At 70.1% G+C, this 16,407-nt stretch carries 15 protein-coding genes and 1 tRNA gene; 6 read left to right on the top strand and 10 right to left on the bottom strand.

Annotated features, from left to right (window positions below):
* The first annotated feature begins 249 nt into the window (after nt 1-249).
* The 3 genes from ACFFGY_RS20210 (at nt 250) to ACFFGY_RS20220 (ending at nt 2,322) form a co-directional block, all read left to right on the top strand.
* Complete coding sequence (locus ACFFGY_RS20210) at nt 250-615, top strand: HesB/IscA family protein (RefSeq protein WP_377046327.1); 366 nt, start codon at nt 250-252, stop codon at nt 613-615.
* 15 nt (nt 616-630) lie between these two features.
* Nucleotides 631-1,416 carry an exodeoxyribonuclease III gene (locus tag ACFFGY_RS20215; protein ID WP_377046328.1) on the top strand — a complete coding sequence of 262 codons (786 nt, stop codon included), beginning with the start codon at nt 631-633 and terminating at the stop codon, nt 1,414-1,416.
* Nucleotides 1,417-1,524: 108 nt separating this feature from the next.
* The gene (locus tag ACFFGY_RS20220) at nt 1,525-2,322 is read left to right on the top strand and encodes an OBAP family protein (protein WP_377046329.1); all 798 of its coding nucleotides are present in this window, start codon (nt 1,525-1,527) and stop codon (nt 2,320-2,322) included.
* Nucleotides 2,323-2,464: 142 nt separating this feature from the next.
* On the opposite strand, the gene ACFFGY_RS20225 is transcribed toward ACFFGY_RS20220, so the two are convergent.
* The 6 genes from ACFFGY_RS20225 to ACFFGY_RS20250 form a co-directional block, all read right to left on the bottom strand.
* Complete coding sequence (locus ACFFGY_RS20225) at nt 2,465-3,274, bottom strand: 2OG-Fe dioxygenase family protein (protein ID WP_377046330.1); 810 nt, start codon at nt 3,272-3,274, stop codon at nt 2,465-2,467.
* Between the two features lie 74 nt (nt 3,275-3,348).
* Nucleotides 3,349-4,092 carry a pyridoxine 5'-phosphate synthase gene (locus ACFFGY_RS20230; protein WP_377046331.1) on the bottom strand — a complete coding sequence of 248 codons (744 nt, stop codon included), beginning with the start codon at nt 4,090-4,092 and terminating at the stop codon, nt 3,349-3,351.
* Nucleotides 4,093-4,099: 7 nt separating this feature from the next.
* Complete coding sequence (pdxA, locus tag ACFFGY_RS20235; protein WP_377046332.1) at nt 4,100-5,149, bottom strand: 4-hydroxythreonine-4-phosphate dehydrogenase PdxA; 1,050 nt, start codon at nt 5,147-5,149, stop codon at nt 4,100-4,102.
* Between the two features lie 250 nt (nt 5,150-5,399).
* On the bottom strand, nt 5,400-7,124 hold the full coding sequence (gene ilvD / locus ACFFGY_RS20240) for a dihydroxy-acid dehydratase (RefSeq protein ID WP_377046333.1): 1,725 nt from the start codon (nt 7,122-7,124) through the stop codon (nt 5,400-5,402).
* A gap of 547 nt (nt 7,125-7,671) precedes the next feature.
* Nucleotides 7,672-7,764: transfer RNA gene (locus tag ACFFGY_RS20245), tRNA-Ser, on the bottom strand.
* A 117-nt stretch (nt 7,765-7,881) separates the two neighbouring features.
* A complete protein-coding gene (locus tag ACFFGY_RS20250) occupies nt 7,882-8,511 on the bottom strand; it encodes a glutathione S-transferase family protein (protein ID WP_377046334.1) in 630 nt (209 codons plus the stop codon).
* Between the two features lie 41 nt (nt 8,512-8,552).
* On the opposite strand from ACFFGY_RS20250, the gene ACFFGY_RS20255 reads away from it, so the two are divergent.
* Complete coding sequence (locus tag ACFFGY_RS20255) at nt 8,553-8,984, top strand: TM2 domain-containing protein (protein ID WP_377046335.1); 432 nt, start codon at nt 8,553-8,555, stop codon at nt 8,982-8,984.
* Between the two features lie 49 nt (nt 8,985-9,033).
* On the opposite strand, the gene gatB is transcribed toward ACFFGY_RS20255, so the two are convergent.
* The 4 genes from gatB to gatC are packed head-to-tail and all read right to left on the bottom strand — an operon-like array spanning nt 9,034 to nt 12,764.
* Entirely contained in the window at nt 9,034-10,485 is a 1,452-nt protein-coding gene (gene gatB / locus ACFFGY_RS20260; protein ID WP_377046336.1) for an Asp-tRNA(Asn)/Glu-tRNA(Gln) amidotransferase subunit GatB, read from the bottom strand.
* Nucleotides 10,482-10,988 carry a hypothetical protein gene (locus ACFFGY_RS20265; protein ID WP_377046337.1) on the bottom strand — a complete coding sequence of 169 codons (507 nt, stop codon included), beginning with the start codon at nt 10,986-10,988 and terminating at the stop codon, nt 10,482-10,484. The genes gatB and ACFFGY_RS20265 overlap by 4 nt, the downstream gene beginning before the upstream one ends.
* A gap of 1 nt (nt 10,989) precedes the next feature.
* The gene (gene gatA, locus ACFFGY_RS20270) at nt 10,990-12,477 is read right to left on the bottom strand and encodes an Asp-tRNA(Asn)/Glu-tRNA(Gln) amidotransferase subunit GatA (RefSeq protein WP_377046338.1); all 1,488 of its coding nucleotides are present in this window, start codon (nt 12,475-12,477) and stop codon (nt 10,990-10,992) included.
* The gene (gene gatC, locus ACFFGY_RS20275) at nt 12,477-12,764 is read right to left on the bottom strand and encodes an Asp-tRNA(Asn)/Glu-tRNA(Gln) amidotransferase subunit GatC (protein WP_377046339.1); all 288 of its coding nucleotides are present in this window, start codon (nt 12,762-12,764) and stop codon (nt 12,477-12,479) included. The genes gatA and gatC overlap by 1 nt, the downstream gene beginning before the upstream one ends.
* 387 nt (nt 12,765-13,151) lie before the next feature.
* Here gatC and ACFFGY_RS20280 point away from each other — a divergent pair, with 387 nt between their 5' ends.
* Both ACFFGY_RS20280 and ruvX read left to right on the top strand, forming a co-directional pair.
* A complete protein-coding gene (locus ACFFGY_RS20280; RefSeq protein ID WP_377046340.1) occupies nt 13,152-15,743 on the top strand; it encodes a mechanosensitive ion channel domain-containing protein in 2,592 nt (863 codons plus the stop codon).
* 124 nt (nt 15,744-15,867) lie between these two features.
* Nucleotides 15,868-16,344, top strand: a complete 477-nt coding sequence (ruvX, locus tag ACFFGY_RS20285; RefSeq protein ID WP_377046341.1) for a Holliday junction resolvase RuvX — start codon at nt 15,868-15,870, stop codon at nt 16,342-16,344.
* Nucleotides 16,345-16,407: the final 63 nt, after the last annotated feature.

Raw genomic sequence — 16,407 nt, forward strand, 5'->3', positions numbered from 1 at the left:
TAGGCCCGCCTCGGCCGCGTCTCGATGTTCGGGGTTGGGCCCGGCTGGCTGGTCCTGCACGGTGTCTGCTCGCGTCGGGCTTGGGAAAGGGGTTGGGCCGTAGCATCGGCGCCGCGCGGCCGGCAAGTGCGCTCTGGTCAGGCCATGTTCCCGGCGCGGCCCAGCACCGGCTGCGCCGGGTTCCGCGGCCTTGGTGGAAAACGGTGGCGGAAATCGCTATCTGCGAGGTTGATCGGAGTGCCAGACACCATGCCGGACGGTAGCCAGACCCCCACCCTCCCCGCCTTCCGCGCCACGCCGCGGGCGCAGCGCGAGATCGCGTCCATCGCCCGGCGCGAGAACCGCCCCGGTGCCGGCCTGCGCCTGTCGGTGGAGGCCGGCGGCTGCTCCGGCATGCAGTACCGCTTCGAGCTGGCCGATGCCCCCGAGGCCGAGGACACCGTGATCGCCGCCGGGGAAGACGGCGCACCGGTCTTCATCGACCCGGTTTCGCTGGAGTTCCTGGGCGGCGCCGAGCTGGACTGGACCGACGCGCTGATCGGCGCCCACTTCGCGGTGCGCAATCCGCAGGCCGTGTCGGGCTGCGGCTGCGGCGTCTCCTTCTCGGTCGGTTAAGCGGCGCCCAGACCCTTGCGTCTCTGCACCTTCAACGTGAACTCGGCGCGCAAGCGCGCGCCGCATCTCGCCCGGCTGCTCCGGCGGCACGAACCCGACCTCGTCTTCCTCCAGGAACTCAAGTGCCGCACCGAGGAGTTCCCGGCGGCCGAGTTCGAGGCCATGGGCTACCGCGTCCGCGCCGTCGGCCAGCCCGGCGGGCGCAACGGAGTCGCGGTGCTGGGCCGCATCGACTTCGAGGTGGTGGGCGAGGAACTGCCCGAACTGCCGGAGCCGCCCGAGGCCGCCGACGACCATGCCCGCTTCATCGAGATCCGCGCGGCCGGGCTGAACGCGGTCGGCATCTACCTGCCCAACGGCAATTCCGGCGGTGCCGCCGGCTACCGCTACAAGCTGCGCTGGATGGAGCGCCTGCGCGCCGTGGCGGCGGAACGCCTCGACAGCTTCACGCCGCTGGCGATCCTGGGCGACTTCAACGTTTGCCCGACCGACGAGGACTTCGCGCCCGGCGGCATGTCGCCCACCGACGCGCTGGTGCGCCCCGAGAGCCGCGCCGCCTTCCGGGGGCTGACCAATCTCGGGCTGACGGATGCCATGCGCGCCCTGCACCCGCGCGAGCGCCTCTACACCTACTGGGACTACGGCCCGGCCTTCGAGCAGAACCGCGGGCTCCGCATCGACCATGCCCTGCTCTCGGCTGAGCTGGCGGAGCGGCTGACCGCCTGCCACGTCGATCAGGAAGCCAGGTCGGAGGAAAGCCCCTCGGACCACGCGCCGGTGCTGTTCGACCTGCGGGACTGAGACACCGCGCCTCGGGTCAGGCATGGCGCCGGGGCAGAGCTTTTTTACCACCCAGCGGCGCGAAGCGAGTTCTTCCTCCCCGAGTTAAGACACCGGGGAGGACGCACCATGTCGCTGCTTCACAGCCTGACCTGCCGCCGCTGCTTCAGCGGCTCGCTGATGGCCACGGCCGTCGCGGCGCCACTCGCCACGCTGTTCGGCACCCGCGGTGCGAAGGCGCAGAACAGGCCGGAAGCGCCGCCACCGGGTGACCCGCTCTCGACGCGCAGCCACGTGCTCGACACCGGCGCCGACGCGCTCCAGCGCAAGGCGCCGCTCGACGCGATGAGCGCCTACCTGAACGGCTTCCACTTCTACGCCGACGACATGGGGCGGCAGGTGGAGGCCAGCCACTACTGCACGCACCTGACGGAAGACTTCCACCAGTGCGTCATCTTCAGCTCGAACCAGCCCGACGCGAAGCTGATCGGCATCGAGTACATCGTCAGCGAGAAGGTGTTCCGCTCCCTTCCCGAAGACGAGAAGAAGCTCTGGCACAGCCACGACTACGAGGTGAGGTCCGGCGAGCTCGTCGCGCCGGGCCTTCCCGACATCGCCGAGCACGCCTTGATGAAGGACCTCGTCACCACCTACGGCAAGACATGGCACACTTGGCAGATCGACCGCGATCCCGCTTTTCCGATGGGCATTCCGCAGCTGATGATGGGCTTCACCGCCGATGGCCAGATCACCCAGGGGATGCTCGACGACCGGGATAAGCGCTTCGACCTGTCCTTCATGGCGCAGCGGAAGAACCGCGAGGACATCGCCGCGCCGCAGCCGGTCGCGGGTGCCAATACCTGGCAGTCCGGCACGGTTCCGCAGCTGAAGCTGGAACAGGTTCCGGTCCGGAACCGCCGGACCTGAGGCGCAACGGGGCCCGTCACCCCGCCGGCAACATCATTGCCTGCCCCGCGGCAAGGCGCTGTGCCACCGCCGGGGCTTCGGAGCCGCAGGCACCGCGTGGCCAGAACGCCAGGCGCTGACGCCCTCCCGGCCGCGGCCCGCCTCAACCCTCCCGGCGGAAGGTCAGCACCAGCACGTCCCGGTGCCCCGGCTGGGCAGGATCGAGGGGCAGCACCGGGGTCACCCCGTGCCACACCCGGTGGTCGTCGAGCAGAACACTGTCCAGTGGCTGTTCGAGCGTGAAGCTTTCCTCGCCCGCGCGCCCGTCCACCCGGATGCCCGTCACGCCGCCTTGAACGTTGTGGCGCCCGATCAGCGTCACCAACACGTAGTCCACGCCGTCGCGGTGCATGCCCTCGGGCGTCGGCTTGCCCTGGGCCTCGCCACGCGCTTCGATGCGGAACTGGTGCATCTCGATCAGCCATTCCGCGCCGGGCGACAGGTGATCGAACACCGCGCGCGCGGTCCCGAGCAGCGCCCTCAGCGCCTCGCCGCCCGCGACCTCCTCGGTCACCGGCTCGAACCACCGCTCAAGTCCGCCGTTCAGGGGATTGTGGTGCAAGGTCTGGTAATGCGGCCGGTCCGGCAGCCGCCCGACCTCACCGCCCGGGGCGGCGTGGAAGGCCGCGTGCCGGCGCAGGCGGTAGCGCCCGCCATCGGCCATGTAGGTGTCGGGGCGCAGATCGTCCCAGCTCCGCGCGAAAGCCGCCCAGGCCTCGCCCTCCAGTCGACCGGCCGCAGCCTCGCGAAGCGCCGCCGGTTCCACGAAGGCATGGCCCTGCGCGCGGATCGTTTCGACAGCGGCGGCCAGCGCGGGGTGGCGCGGGCCGGCCGCTTGCCCAGCCGCTTGCCCATCGGGGCCGCCGGCGGGCTCCCGCCCGGATTCCGTGCCGCTCATCGCCTTCGCGTCCATCGTCCCTGTCCTGGTTGTCCGCCCGCCGGCGACCTGTGCCGCCGGCCCGTCACTCGCACGACCGCGCCGGGCCGCTACCCGGCCACAGACTCGCGCCGCGCCGCCTCGATCACGGCCTTCATCCGCGCCACCACCGGCGCCAGGCCATCGAACACCGCCTGCCCGATCAGGAAGTGGCCGATGTTCAGCTCCACGATGTCGAAACAACGCGCAAGCTCCGCCGCCGTATCGTAGTCCAGCCCGTGACCCGCGTGGCATTCCATGCCCAGCGATTGGACCAGCCGCGCCGCCTCGATCAGACGGCGATGCTCCTCCGCCCGGGCCGCCCCGCTGTGCTCGCAGTAGGTGCCGGTGTGCAGCTCCACCGCTCCGGCACCCAGCCGGGCGGCCGCCTCGACCTGGCGTGCGTCCGGGTCCAAGAACAGCGACACCCGCGTGCCGACGCCGCGCAGGGCGGACACCACCGGCCGCAGCACCGCTTCCAGCCCCGCCGCGTCGAGCCCGCCCTCGGTGGTCACCTCGGCACGGCGCTCCGGCACGATGCAGGCGGCATGGGGTCGCGCGTCCACGGCGATACGCGCCATCTCTTCGGTGGCCGCCATCTCCAAGTTGATCGGCGCGGTCAGCTCGCGCCGCATCGTGGCCAGGTCCGCGTCGCGGATGTGCCGGCGGTCCTCGCGCAGGTGGATGGTGATGCTGTCGGCCCCTGCCGCCAGCGCCACGCGCGCCGCCGCCAGCGGATCGGGGTGGGTGCCGCCGCGGGCGTTGCGCAGGGTGGCGACGTGATCGACGTTCACGCCCAGCCGAATCGGGTTCATGGGGTCTTCAGGCTCCAGGGTGGGCGCGTCGCGTTGCCATCTCGTTCGCCATCCGCAGGGCGGCCAGCAGCGAGCCCGGATCGGCCCGCCCCGTGCCCGCAATGTCGAAGGCGGTGCCATGATCGGGCGAGGTCCGCACGATCGGCAATCCCAGGGTGACGTTGACGCCGCCGTCCATGTCCAGCGTCTTGAGCGGGATCAGCGCCTGGTCGTGGTACATGCACAGCGCCGCGTCGTAGCCGGCACGCGCGCGGGGCGTGAACATGGTGTCGGAGGGCAGCGGCCCCCTCGCCTCCACGCCGGCCTGGCGCAGCGCCGCCACGGCGGGGGCGACGATCTGCTCGTCCTCCTCGCCCATGCTGCCGCTCTCGCCCGCATGGGGGTTCAGCCCGGCCACGGCGAGTCGCGGGCGCGCCACGCCGAAATCCTCCCGCAGGGCGCGCGCCAGGGCGAGGCCGGTCCGCACGATCTCCTCCGTCGTCAGCTCCGCCAGCGCGCGGCGAAGCGAAACATGGATCGTCACCGGCACCACGCGGAGCTCCGGCGAGGCCAGCATCATCACCGGCGCCTCGGCCACGTCGCACAGGGCGCCCAGGTATTCCGTATGCCCGGGGAAGCGGAAGCCGCTCTGGTAGAGCGTCGCCTTACTGATCGGGTTGGTCACCACGCCCCCCACCTGCCCGGCCCGCGCGAGACGCACCGCCGTTTCGATCGAGCTCAGCACCGCTGGCGCGTTGGCCGGGTCCGGGGTGCCGGGAACTGTCCTGGCGGTCAGCGGGATGGGCAGCACCGGCAGGGCGCGTGCGAAGACGGCGGTGGCCGCGGCCGGGCTTTCCACGACCTCGATCGGAATGGCTCGTCCCAGGGAAAGCGCCAGCGCGTCCAGCCGATCCGGATCATCCAGCGCCACGAAAACCGGGGACCTCCCGCCGATCCGCGTGGCCTCCCCCATCCCGGCGCGCAGGGCCTGCCAGGCGGCCAGCGTCAACTCGCCGCCGATGCCGGCGGGGTCGCCCACGGTCAGGGCCAGCGGGAGGGGAGATGAATCGTCCTGCACACCCCACAGTTGGGCGCGGCGCGGCGGAAATGAACATCGCCGACGGCCACATTGCTGCCCAGCGTCGCGGCGATCGCAAAAGTGTCCGGGGCCGACCCAGCCAGGGGCGCGGACACCCGGGCGGGGCCGGCGCAACAAGCCGCCGGCGGAGGTCACGCGGCAGCATCGTGGAAGCCGGGCCATCCCGCCTCATGCGGTTGGGCAGCCCGGGGCGGCACCGGACCCGAAGGTCCGGCGTCGCCCTCCGGCATCAAAGGTCGGGGTAGGAGTGCGTTTCCGCCGCCCCACCCGGATGCGTCACCGCGCCCAGGTGCGCCGGACCCACCAGCTGCGCGAACTTCCAGATCGCGCCGCTGTTGTAGTCGGTCTTGCGCGGCGTCCAGGCGGCGCGGCGCTCGGCCAGCTCCGCTTCCGTCAGCGCCACGTCGATGGTGCCGGCCTCGGCGTCGATGGTGATGCGGTCGCCGTTGCGGATCAGCGCGATCGGGCCGCCCACGGCCGCTTCGGGGCCCACATGGCCGATGCAGAAGCCGCGCGTGCCGCCGGAGAAGCGCCCGTCGGTGATCAGCGCCACCTTCTCACCCATGCCCTGACCGTAGATCGCGGCGGTGGTGCTCAGCATCTCGCGCATGCCCGGGCCGCCCTTGGGGCCTTCGTAGCGGATGACGATCACGTCGCCGGCCTTGTAGGCGCGCTGCTCCACCGCGGCGAAGGCGTCTTCCTCGCAATCGAAGCAGAGCGCCGTGCCCTCGAAGCGCTGCGTCTTCATGCCGGCCACCTTCACGATGGCGCCGTCGGGCGCGAGGTTGCCCTTCAGCCCCACCACGCCACCGGTGGGCGTGATCGCCTTCGACACCGGGTAGATCACGTCCTGGTCGGTCGGGAAGACCACGTCCTTGTGGTTCTCGGCCAGGGTCTTGCCGGTGACCGTCAGGCAGTCGCCGTGCAGCAGCCCGGCGTCGAGCAACGACTTGATGATGATCGGGATGCCGCCGACGTTGTGCACGTCGAGCGCCACGTACTTTCCGCCCGGCTTGAGGTCGGCGATGTAGGGCGTGCGGCGCATGATCGCCACCACGTCGTCCATGGTGAAGCGGATGCCCGCCTCGTGCGCCAGCGCCGGCAGATGCAGGCCGGCATTGGTGGAACCACCCGTGGCGCCCACCACGACGGCCGCGTTTTCCAGCGACTTCAGGGTCACGATGTCGCGCGGGCGGATGTTGCGGCGGATCAGCTCCATCACCGCCTTGCCCGACTCCACGGCCCAGCGGTCACGCTCCTCGTAGGGTGCGGGCGAGCCGGCGGAACCCGGCAGCGCCAGGCCGATCGCCTCGCTGACGGTGGCCATGGTGTTCGCCGTGAACTGCCCGCCGCAGGCACCGGCCGAGGGGCAGGCGGCGCATTCCAGCTCATGCAGGTCGTCGTCGGACATGTTGCCGGCAGCGTGCATGCCCACCGCCTCGAACACGTCGACCACGGTCACGTCGCGGCCCTTGAACTTCCCGGGCAGGATCGATCCGCCATACATGAACACGCTCGGCACGTTCAGGCGAACCATCGCCATCATCATGCCCGGCAGTGACTTGTCGCAGCCGGCCAGCCCCACCAGCGCGTCGTACGAATGGCCGCGCACCGTCAGCTCCACCGTGTCGGCGATGGCGTCGCGCGAGGCCAGCGAGGACTTCATGCCCTGCGTACCCATGGCGATGCCGTCGGTCACGGTGATCGTGGTGAACTCGCGGGGGGTGCCGTAGGCCTCCTTCACGCCGCGCTTGACGCTCTGCGCCTGACGGTTGAGCGCGATGTTGCAGGGCGCGGCCTCGTTCCAGCAGGTGGCGACACCCACCAGCGGCTGCGCGATCTCCTCCGCCGTCATGCCCATGGCGTAGTAGTAGGAGCGGTGCGGCGCGCGCTCCGGCCCGATCGTGACGTGGCGGCTCGGCAGGCGGGACTTGTCCCAACGGGCTTCGGACATCTGGCGACTTCCCTGTTCGTGCGGCTCTTCTCGGCGGAACCTATCCCTCAACTGCCCTCTCGCCACAACCGGGCACAGTTGCGAAGGGGTGAGAAAGATGCCGCAAGTGGTTCTGGCTGCCATGTGCGGAACAGGAAAGTCTGAAGGTGACACGACGCAATAAAATACCGCCTAGTGTCGTACCCTGACATTGGCGTCACTGCAGCCCGCAGTCTGGGCGAACTCGCCGCCGCCGGTCGCAGTGATCCTGGCAGCTGCATCCGCTCGAACCGGGTCGAGGCGGCAACACTTCCGAGCCTTAGCGTTCGGAGGAACTGACGATCTTCGGGCGTATGACTGTCAAAAGGGAGGCGTGGGGAACCCGGGGTTCGAACCGGGCGGCTCGGGCGGCGCTTGCCGGCAGGGAGGTGCGAACCTCACCCTGCCGCGGAGCAATGTTCAACGGCCGGGAAAAGACTGAAGACAGGCGTCAAGCGGCACCGACAGTTCGCAGTAACGCGAGGAAGCACTCGCTCGGCTGTCCTGACTGCGCCTCTGAAACGGTAAGTGGCGGAGGGGATGGGATTCGAACCCACGATAGGACTTGACATCCTATAACGGTTTAGCAAACCGCCGCCTTCGGCCACTCGGCCACCCCTCCGCAGGAGTGGAAAAACAACACGGCGTTGCGGGGCTGCTTCTAGCGGGCGCACCGCCCGCCGTCAAACCGTCCGGACGCGAAAGCCTGCATTCCGTTCCCAGGCCCGGCGGCGCCTCCTCAGGACAGGGCAACCTCGAAGCCGCGCCGGGTGGCGGGGCGCGCCATCATGCGCTCGTACCAGGCGCCGACATGGGGAAAGGCGTCAAAGGCGACCAAATGCTTCTCGTGCCGCCAGGCCCAGCCCAGGATGGCGAAGTCGGCCACGCTCGGCTCACCCTCGGTCGCCACGAAGTCATGGCCCGCGAGGCATCGGTCCAGCACGCCGTAAAGGCGGCGGGTTTCCGCGCCGTAGCGGGCGACGCCGTAGTCACGGGCCGGGCCCTCCGGCTGCGTCAGGAAATGATGCACCTGCCCCGGCATGGGACCGAAACCGCCCATCTGCCACATCAGCCATTCCAGCACCGGCACGCGGGCCCGCAGGTCGCGCGGCAGGAAGCGGCCCGTCTTCTCGCCGAGGTAGAGCAGGATCGCGCCCGATTCGAACACCGTGATCGGCTCGCCGCCTGGCCCCTCCGGGTCGATGATGGCGGGGATCTTGTTGTTGGGGCTGATGCGCAGAAAGTCCGGCGTGAACTGCTCGTCCTTCGAGATGTTCACGGTCTTTACGCTGTAGCGGAGACCCATCTCCTCCAGGGCCACGCTGATCTTGCGTCCGTTGGGCGTGTTCCAGGTGTGGAGCTCGATCATCGAGCCGGCCTTTCATGCTTTGGCAGGGCGTGAAAGATAGCGTGAGGCCCGCGAAGGCAGAAGGAGAGAACGCCCTGTCCACCAGCAACGGCACGCCGCCACCAGCCGCCCTGCCGCCGGCCACGACCGTCCCGCCCACGATGGCACCGCCCGCGGCGGCCGCATCCGCGCCCGGGGGACTCAGCGACGCCACGGCCCTGATGCGCTACGACGCCAACAAGAAGTCCACGCTGATCGCCTACCTGCTGTGGTTCTTTCTGGGCTGGTTCGGCGCACACCGCTTCTACCTGGGCCGGACCGGCAGCGGCGTGGCACAGCTGGTGATCACGCTCGTCTCGATCACGCTGAGCTTCGTGGGCGTCGGCGTGATCGGCTTCTTCGTGGTGGGGATCTGGGCCTTCGTGGACGCCTTCCTGATCCCCGGCATCACGCGCGACCACAACAACCGGCTGATCGCGCTGCTCGGCCGCTGAACCGGCCGCGCCCACCCCGCGCGCCGGAACGCGCGGGGCGGGACGTGGGTCAGCCCAGCTTGGCCTTGACGACCTCGTTCACCAGGGCCGGGTTCCCTTTGCCCTGCATGGCCTTCATGGTCTGACCCACGAAGAAGCCGAACAGCTTGTCCTTGCCGCCGCGGTATTCGGCGACCTTATCGGCGTTCTTGCTCATCACATCGTCCACCGCCGCCTCGATAGCGCCGGTGTCGGTGACCTGGCGCATGCCGCGCTCCTCGACGATCACGCCGGGCGCCTTGCCGGTCTCGACCATGATCTCGAGCACTTCCTTGGCGAGCTTGCCCGACAAGGTCTTGTCCGCGATCAGGTCCAGCAGCGCGCCCAGATCACCCGCCGAGACCGGCGAGTCCGAGATGTCGCGCTTGGTGCGGTTGAGTGCCGCGAAGAAGTCGCCGGTCACCCAGTTCGCCGCCTGCTTGGCATCGCGGCCGCGCGCCACTTCCTCGTAGAAAGCCGCCGTTTCCTTCTCCAGCACCAGCACGTGCGCGTCGTAGGGCGTCAGCCCGTACTCGTTGACGTAGCGGGCGCGGCGCTCGTCCGGCAGTTCCGGAAGCTTCGAGCGCAGCTCCTCGATCCAGCCCGGCTCCAGCACTAGCGGCGGCAGGTCCGGATCGGGGAAGTAGCGGTAGTCGTGCGCGTCCTCCTTGGAGCGCATGGAGCGCGTCACGCCACGCTGCGTGTCGAACAGGCGGGTTTCCTGCACGACCTCACCGCCGTCCTCCCAGACCTCGATCTGGCGGCGCGCCTCGGCCTCGACCGCCTGCATCACGAAGCGGATGGAGTTGACGTTCTTGACCTCGCAGCGGGTGCGGAAGCCCTCGCCCGCCTTGCGGACCGACACGTTCACGTCGGCGCGGAGCGAGCCTTCCTCCATGTTGCCGTCGCAGGTCCCGAGGTAGCGCAGGATCTGCCGCAGCTTGGTGACGTAGGCGCCGGCCTCCTCAGGCGAACGCAGGTCGGGCTCGCTCACGATCTCCATCAGCGCCACGCCGGCGCGGTTGAGGTCGATGAACGAGCGCGACGGGTCCTGGTCGTGCAGCGACTTGCCGGCATCCTGCTCCAGGTGGAGGCGCGTGATGCCGATCTCCTTGGTGGAGCCGTCGGAAAGCTCGATCTGGAGCTTGCCCTCGCCCACGATCGGGAACTGGAACTGGCTGATCTGATAGCCGGTCGGCAGGTCGGCGTAGAAGTAGTTCTTGCGGTCGAAGCGCGACCACGGGTTCACCTGCGCCTTGAGGCCAAGCCCCGTGCGCACTGCCTGCGCCACGCATTCCCGGTTGATCACCGGCAGCATGCCCGGCATCCCGGCATCCACGAAGGACACCTGGCTGTTGGGCTCGGCCCCGAAGGCGGTCGCCGCGCCCGAGAAGAGCTTGGCCTCGGAGGTGACCTGGGCGTGGACTTCCAGCCCGATCACCAGTTCCCACGGGCCGGTACGGCCCTCGATCGTGTAGGTCATCGACTTTCCTTCTTCGCCCAGGCGAAGACCTTCTTCTGTTCCGCTCTGAGGAAGCGTTCGTTTTCAGCAGCCGTGGCGCCGGTTTCGAACCCGAGACGCCTGGCAAGGGAAAGGAAGCCTTCGAGCGCCGGACCGCTGAGACTACCTGTGGGCACTTCTTCCATCTTCACCACGATGGCCGAGAGCAGCGGCAGCCCTTGACGGTGAGATATCAGGCAGAGTTCCCCCAGATGGTCCTTCATACGGGAACGCACCGATGCACCCCACTCGAGACCGCTGGCATGAGCCACATCCCGGTAGCTCAGGAACTCTTCGCGCTTGGCTGCCGCTAACACGGCTTCCCGCGTCCGTTCGAGATTGAGCTTGTCGCCACCCTCTCTCCGCCGCCCAAGTTCTTCCTGAGCGGCAAGGTACAGAGGGTGGCTCGTCATGCCTCGCGTTTCCGCATTGGCGATGATCTGCTGCAAGTCGCCGAGGCTTTTGCTGGTCAGATCAACGGCCATGTCACGCCGCGCCAGCCCTCACGCCCGGCAGCGCCGTGAAGTTTGCGGCCTGCTCGATGGCGGTTCCCACCGCGAACACGGTTTCCTCGTCGAACGGCTTGCCGATCACCTGCAACCCCAGCGGCAGTCCGCGCGCGTCCAGCCCGGCCGGCACCGCGAGGCCCGGCAGGCCCGCGAGGTTCGCCGTCACGGTGAACACGTCGTTCAGGTACATCGCCACCGGATCGTCCTGCTTCTCGTTGGCCGCGAAGGCGGCCGACGGCGTGGCCGGCGTCAGGATCGCGTCGACCTTGCCCCAGGCCTCGTCGAAGTCGCGCTTGATCAGCGCCCGCACCTGCTGCGCCTTGACGTAGTAGGCGTCGTAGTAGCCGGCGCTCAGCACGTAGGTGCCGATCATGATGCGGCGCTTGACCTCGGCCCCGAAGCCCGCGGCTCGGGTGCGCTCATAAAGGTCCTTCAGGTCGCCGCCCGCGTCCACGCGCTCGCCGTAGCGCACGCCGTCGTAGCGCGCGAGGTTGGAGGACGCCTCGGCCGGCGCCACGATGTAGTAGGTCGGCAGCGCGTACTTGGTGTGCGGCAGGGAGATATCGACGATCTCCGCCCCCGCCTGACGCAGCCAGTCCAAGCCCTGCTGCCACAGCGCCTCGATCTCCTGCGGCATGCCGTCCAGGCGGTACTCGCGCGGCACGCCGATGCGCAGGCCCTTCACGCCCCGCGCGCAGGCGGCGGCGAAGTCCGGCACGGCAATGTCGGCCGAGGTGGAGTCCTTAGGATCGAACCCGGACATGGAGCGGAGCAGGATCGCGCAGTCCTCGACGGTGCGCGCCACCGGCCCGGCCTGATCCAGCGAGGACGCGAAGGCCAACGTCCCCCAGCGCGAACAGCGGCCATAGGTCGGCTTGATGCCGGCGATGCCGCAGAAGGCTGCGGGCTGGCGGATCGAGCCGCCGGTGTCGGTCGCGGTCGCGCCCAGCGCCAGCCGCGCGGCCACCGCCGCGGCCGAGCCGCCAGAGGAACCGCCCGGCACCAGCGCCGTGTCCGGATCGTTGGAGCGCGTCCACGGGTTCTCCACGCCGCCATAGGCAGAGGTCGCGTTGGACGACCCCATCGCGAACTCGTCGAGGTTCACCTTGCCCAGGAACACGGCGCCGTCGCGCAACAGGTTGGCGGTGACGGTGCTCTCATAAGGCGGCACGAAGTTGCCCAAGATCTTGCTGGCCGCCGTGGTGCGGACGCCGGCGGTGCAGAACAGGTCCTTGATCGCCAGCGGCACGCCCTCGATCGGCCCGGCCTCGCCGCGCCGGCGCTTGGCGTCGGACGCCTTCGCGGCCTCCATCGCAGCATCGGCGGTCACGGTCAGGAAGGCGTTCAGGCGCGGGTTCAGCGCCTCGATGGCTTCGAGGTGCGAGCGAGTCAGCTCCTCGCTGGTGATCGCGCCCTCGTTCAGCGCGTCGACGGCGCCGCGCAGCGTGAAATCAGTGGGGCGCATTATTCGACGACCTTGGGCACGGTGAAGAAGGAGCCTTCGCGGTCCGGCGCATTGGCCAGGACCTTCTCGGGGTAGCCGCCGTCGGTCACCACGTCGTCGCGCATGCGCAGCGCCGCGATGCCGCCGCCGGCCATCGGCTCGACCCCGGTGGTGTCCACGGCCTGAAGCTGCTCGACCCAGGCCAGGATGCCGTTGAGCTCCCCTTGCAGGCGCGACACCTCGTCCTCCTCCAGGTGGATGCGGGCGAGCGACGCGACGCGCCGGACGGTGGCGGTATCGAGCGACATGTTCGGGAAACAACCCCAGTTCAAACAGAGATAGCACAACGCGCGGAAGTCCTCAGGAGCCCAGGCGGAGGCCGGAAGTCAAGGCCCCTGCCATCCGCCGGAGCCATCCGCGATGGCAATCCGCTGCGACCATCCGCTTGGGCCACCCGCCGGGCCGAAGCCGGCCGGCGGCGGGAAGCGGCATGGCCGGGGGCCCGGGCAGCGGAGGTCCGGGTCGCGGTCCCTCGCCCGGCCAGAACGTCCGCCACTGCACCGAAGCGGCATCTAAAGGTAACGCTCGCGCATTTGCGGGTCGCATCAGATGGGGGAAGCACCCATTCTGGACCTTGCTGCGTTGCCGCACCTGATGGCGACCAAGCTATTTCAACGTTCAGGATGACGATCTGCATGCAGCCAAACAACGATACAACCGTCGACGCGCGTTCCTTGCCCGCTTCGCGCCCGCGCCGGCTGGTATCGTTTTTCCTGGTGCTGAGCCTCGTCCTGCTGGTCCCTCCGCGCTTCTCCGTGGCGCAGGAAAGCGCCCATCCGGCCGCCGCACCGGCCCAGACCGCCGAGAACGGCAACATGACCGCCGATCAGGCCCGTCGTGCCCTCGACGTCCTGCAGAACGACGCCCGCCGGCGCGAGGTCATCGACGCGCTGCGGGCCATCGCCCAGACCGCGCCAGCCAGCGGGGGAACCAGTGCCCCGGCGGCAAGCTCGCCTGCCACCGCATCCGGAACAGCGGGTGCGGCGGCTCCGACCGCCGGCACACCAGCCGCCGCGCCGGGGACGGGCGCCCCTTCCCCCGCGGCAGCGGCGCCCGCGGCCGGAGCAGCCGCTGCCCCGGCCGCTGCGGATCCCGACAAGGTGTCGCTGAGGGCCGACGGCCTGCTGGCGCAGCTGCTGCTGGCCATGTCGGGCTGGCTGACCGCGATCTCCGCGCAGATGGCGGCGGCCGGGCGGGCACTGAGCAATGTTCCGCTGATCTGGGACTGGGTGGTGCGGACCGCCACCAACCCCTTCGCGCAGAGCACGGTGCTGAACGTGGGCTGGCGCCTGGCGCTGGTGCTGCTGCTGGCCTGGACCGCCCGGCGCCTCACCTCGCGCGCCCTGCGGCGCCCGATGGCGGCGCTGATCAGACGCGCACGGGGCAAGGCGGAGGAACGGCAGCGGATCAAGGCGCTGAACGACGGCGTCGTGCCCGACGCGAACAGCATGGCCAGCCGCGCGGAGCTGCGCTTCCTGCGCCGCTTTCCGCTGGCGATCCTGCGCCTGGTCCTGGAGCTGATCCCCATCGCGGTCTTCGCGGCCGTAGGGAACCTGCTGCTCGCGACGCCTCTGAACGACGGCTGGACGGTGCCGCTGGTGATTTTGGCGGCGGTGAACGCCTACGTCATCCAGCACGTGATCATGGCCTTCGGGCGGATGCTGGTGTCGCCGGACTGCCACGAGCTGCGGCTGTTCCGCATGACCGACGAGACGGCCGCCTATTCCGAGGTCTGGCTCGCCCGCATCAGCCGCGTCGCGATCTACGGCTTCGCGGTGCTGCAGATCGCCCGCGTGCTCGGCCTCTACGAGGCGGCCTACATCGCCGCGACCCGGCTGGTGGTGCTGGTGAACCACCTGCTGATGGCCGTGGTGGTGCTGCAGTGCCGCCGCGGCGTGGCCGAGGCCATCGCGGCACCGCACGGCGCCACGGGCGTCTGGCCGCGGGTGCGCAACCGCCTGGCCTCGGTCTGGCACATCGCGGCGGTCTTCCTGCTGCTGGCGCTGTGGTTCGTCTGGGCCGTCGAGATCCAGAACGGCTACAGCCTGCTGCTGCGCTACTTCGGCGCCACGATCCTGGTGCTGGTGGTAGCGCGGCTGGTGGGCATCGGCGTGATCGGGCTGCTGGACCGCGTGTTCCGCATCCAGCCCGAGATGGCGGAAAAGCTGCCCTTCCTGGAAGCGCGGGCCAACCGCTACTACCCGCTGCTGCGGCGCCTCGTGTCGACGCTGCTGACGGTGATCAGCATCCTGGCCGTGCTGCAGGTCTGGGGCATCGACGCCCTGGCCTGGTTCCAGGACGGCCGCCTGGGCGAGCGCGTCGCGGGCTCGGTGCTGGTGGTGCTGATCGCGGCGGCCGTGGCGCTGGCGATCTGGGAACTGGCCAATGGCTGGGTCGAGCGCGAGATCAGCGGCATGGTGGCGCGCGGCGAGTTCGCCCGTTCCGCCCGGCTGCGCACCCTGCTGCCGCTGCTGCGCTCGACGCTGCTGACGCTGATCCTGGTGGTGGTGGGCTTCACCGCGCTGAGCCAGCTGGGCGTGAACATCGCGCCGCTGCTGGCGGGCGCCTCGATCATCGGCGTGGCCCTGGGCTTCGGCTCGCAGAAGCTGGTGCAGGACGTGATCACCGGCATGTTCCTGCTGCTGGAGAACACCATGCAGGTGGGTGACTGGGTGACGGTCTCGGGCCTGTCGGGCTCGGTGGAGGCGCTGTCGATCCGCACCATCCGACTGCGCGCCGGCGACGGCTCGGTCCACGTGGTGCCGTTCAGCGCCGTCACCACGGTGACCAACACCAACCGCGGCGTCGGCAATGCCGCCGTGTCCGTGACGGTCGCCTATCACGAGGACACCGACCGGGTGGGCGAGGTGCTGAAGGAGATCGGCGCCGCCTTGCGCACCGACCCGGCCTTCCGCGACAGCATCCTGGACGACTTCGCGCTCTGGGGCGTGGACAAGGTGGACGGCGCCACCGCCACGGTGCTGGGCCAGATGAAGTGCAAGGATACCGGCCGCTGGGGCGTGCAGCGCGAGTTCAACCGGCGGATCAAGATGCGCTTCCAGGAGGAAGGCATCCAGATCGCGGTGCCGTCGCAGGGCGTCATCCTGTCGCGGCCCGAGCCCCGGCTGCGCGAGGACCAGGAACCGGCGGTGCCGGCCCTGACCGAGGGCGGCTCGGGCGCGCGGAAGGCCTCGCCCCCGCCCAGCGCCCTGGGCAACACGCAGTAGCGGCACCAGGCGTGGCGGCGGAGCATGGCTTACGCTCCGCTGCCCTCGCCCTCGCCCTCGCCCGCGCCGGCAGCCGTCGTCGTCACGCTTGACGGGGTGGCCCGCGCGGCGCCATGGGCGGCCCATGCCCTTGCTTCCCCTGCCTGAGCTGCGCGCGAGTCTCCGCCGCGACGCCCGGCTGATCGGCCTCGACCCCGGGCGCCGCACCGTGGGCGTGGCGATTTCCGACGTGCTGCTGATGCTGGCCTCGCCGGTGGGCGGCATCGCGCGCGGCAAGCTGGCCGCCAACGCGGCCGAGATCCTGGCTCTCGCCCGCAAGGAAGGGGCCGGTGGGCTGGTGGTCGGCCTGCCGCTCGGCCTCGACGGTTCCTTCGGCCCGGCGGCGCAGGCCTCCAAGGACTGGGCCGCCGCCGTGTCCGAGGCGACCGGCCTGCCGGCGGCGCTGTGGGATGAGCGGCTCAGCTCCTCGGCGGTGAACCGGATGCTGGTGTCGGAGGCCGATCTCAGCCGCGGCAAGCGGGCCAAGGCGGTGGACGCGGCCGCCGCGGCCTACATGCTGCAGTCCGCCCTGGACGCCACCCGGCCCGAGGCGCCCGGCTGAGGCGCCGGCCCTCGTCTCCTGCGAGCCTTCGCCTCGCCCGGCGGCGCGGCCACTCTGGCGCCC

Origin of the sequence: Roseomonas elaeocarpi, assembly GCF_042433915.1 — a bacterium.
Classification (GTDB): Bacteria; Pseudomonadota; Alphaproteobacteria; order Acetobacterales; family Acetobacteraceae; genus Roseomonas; species Roseomonas elaeocarpi.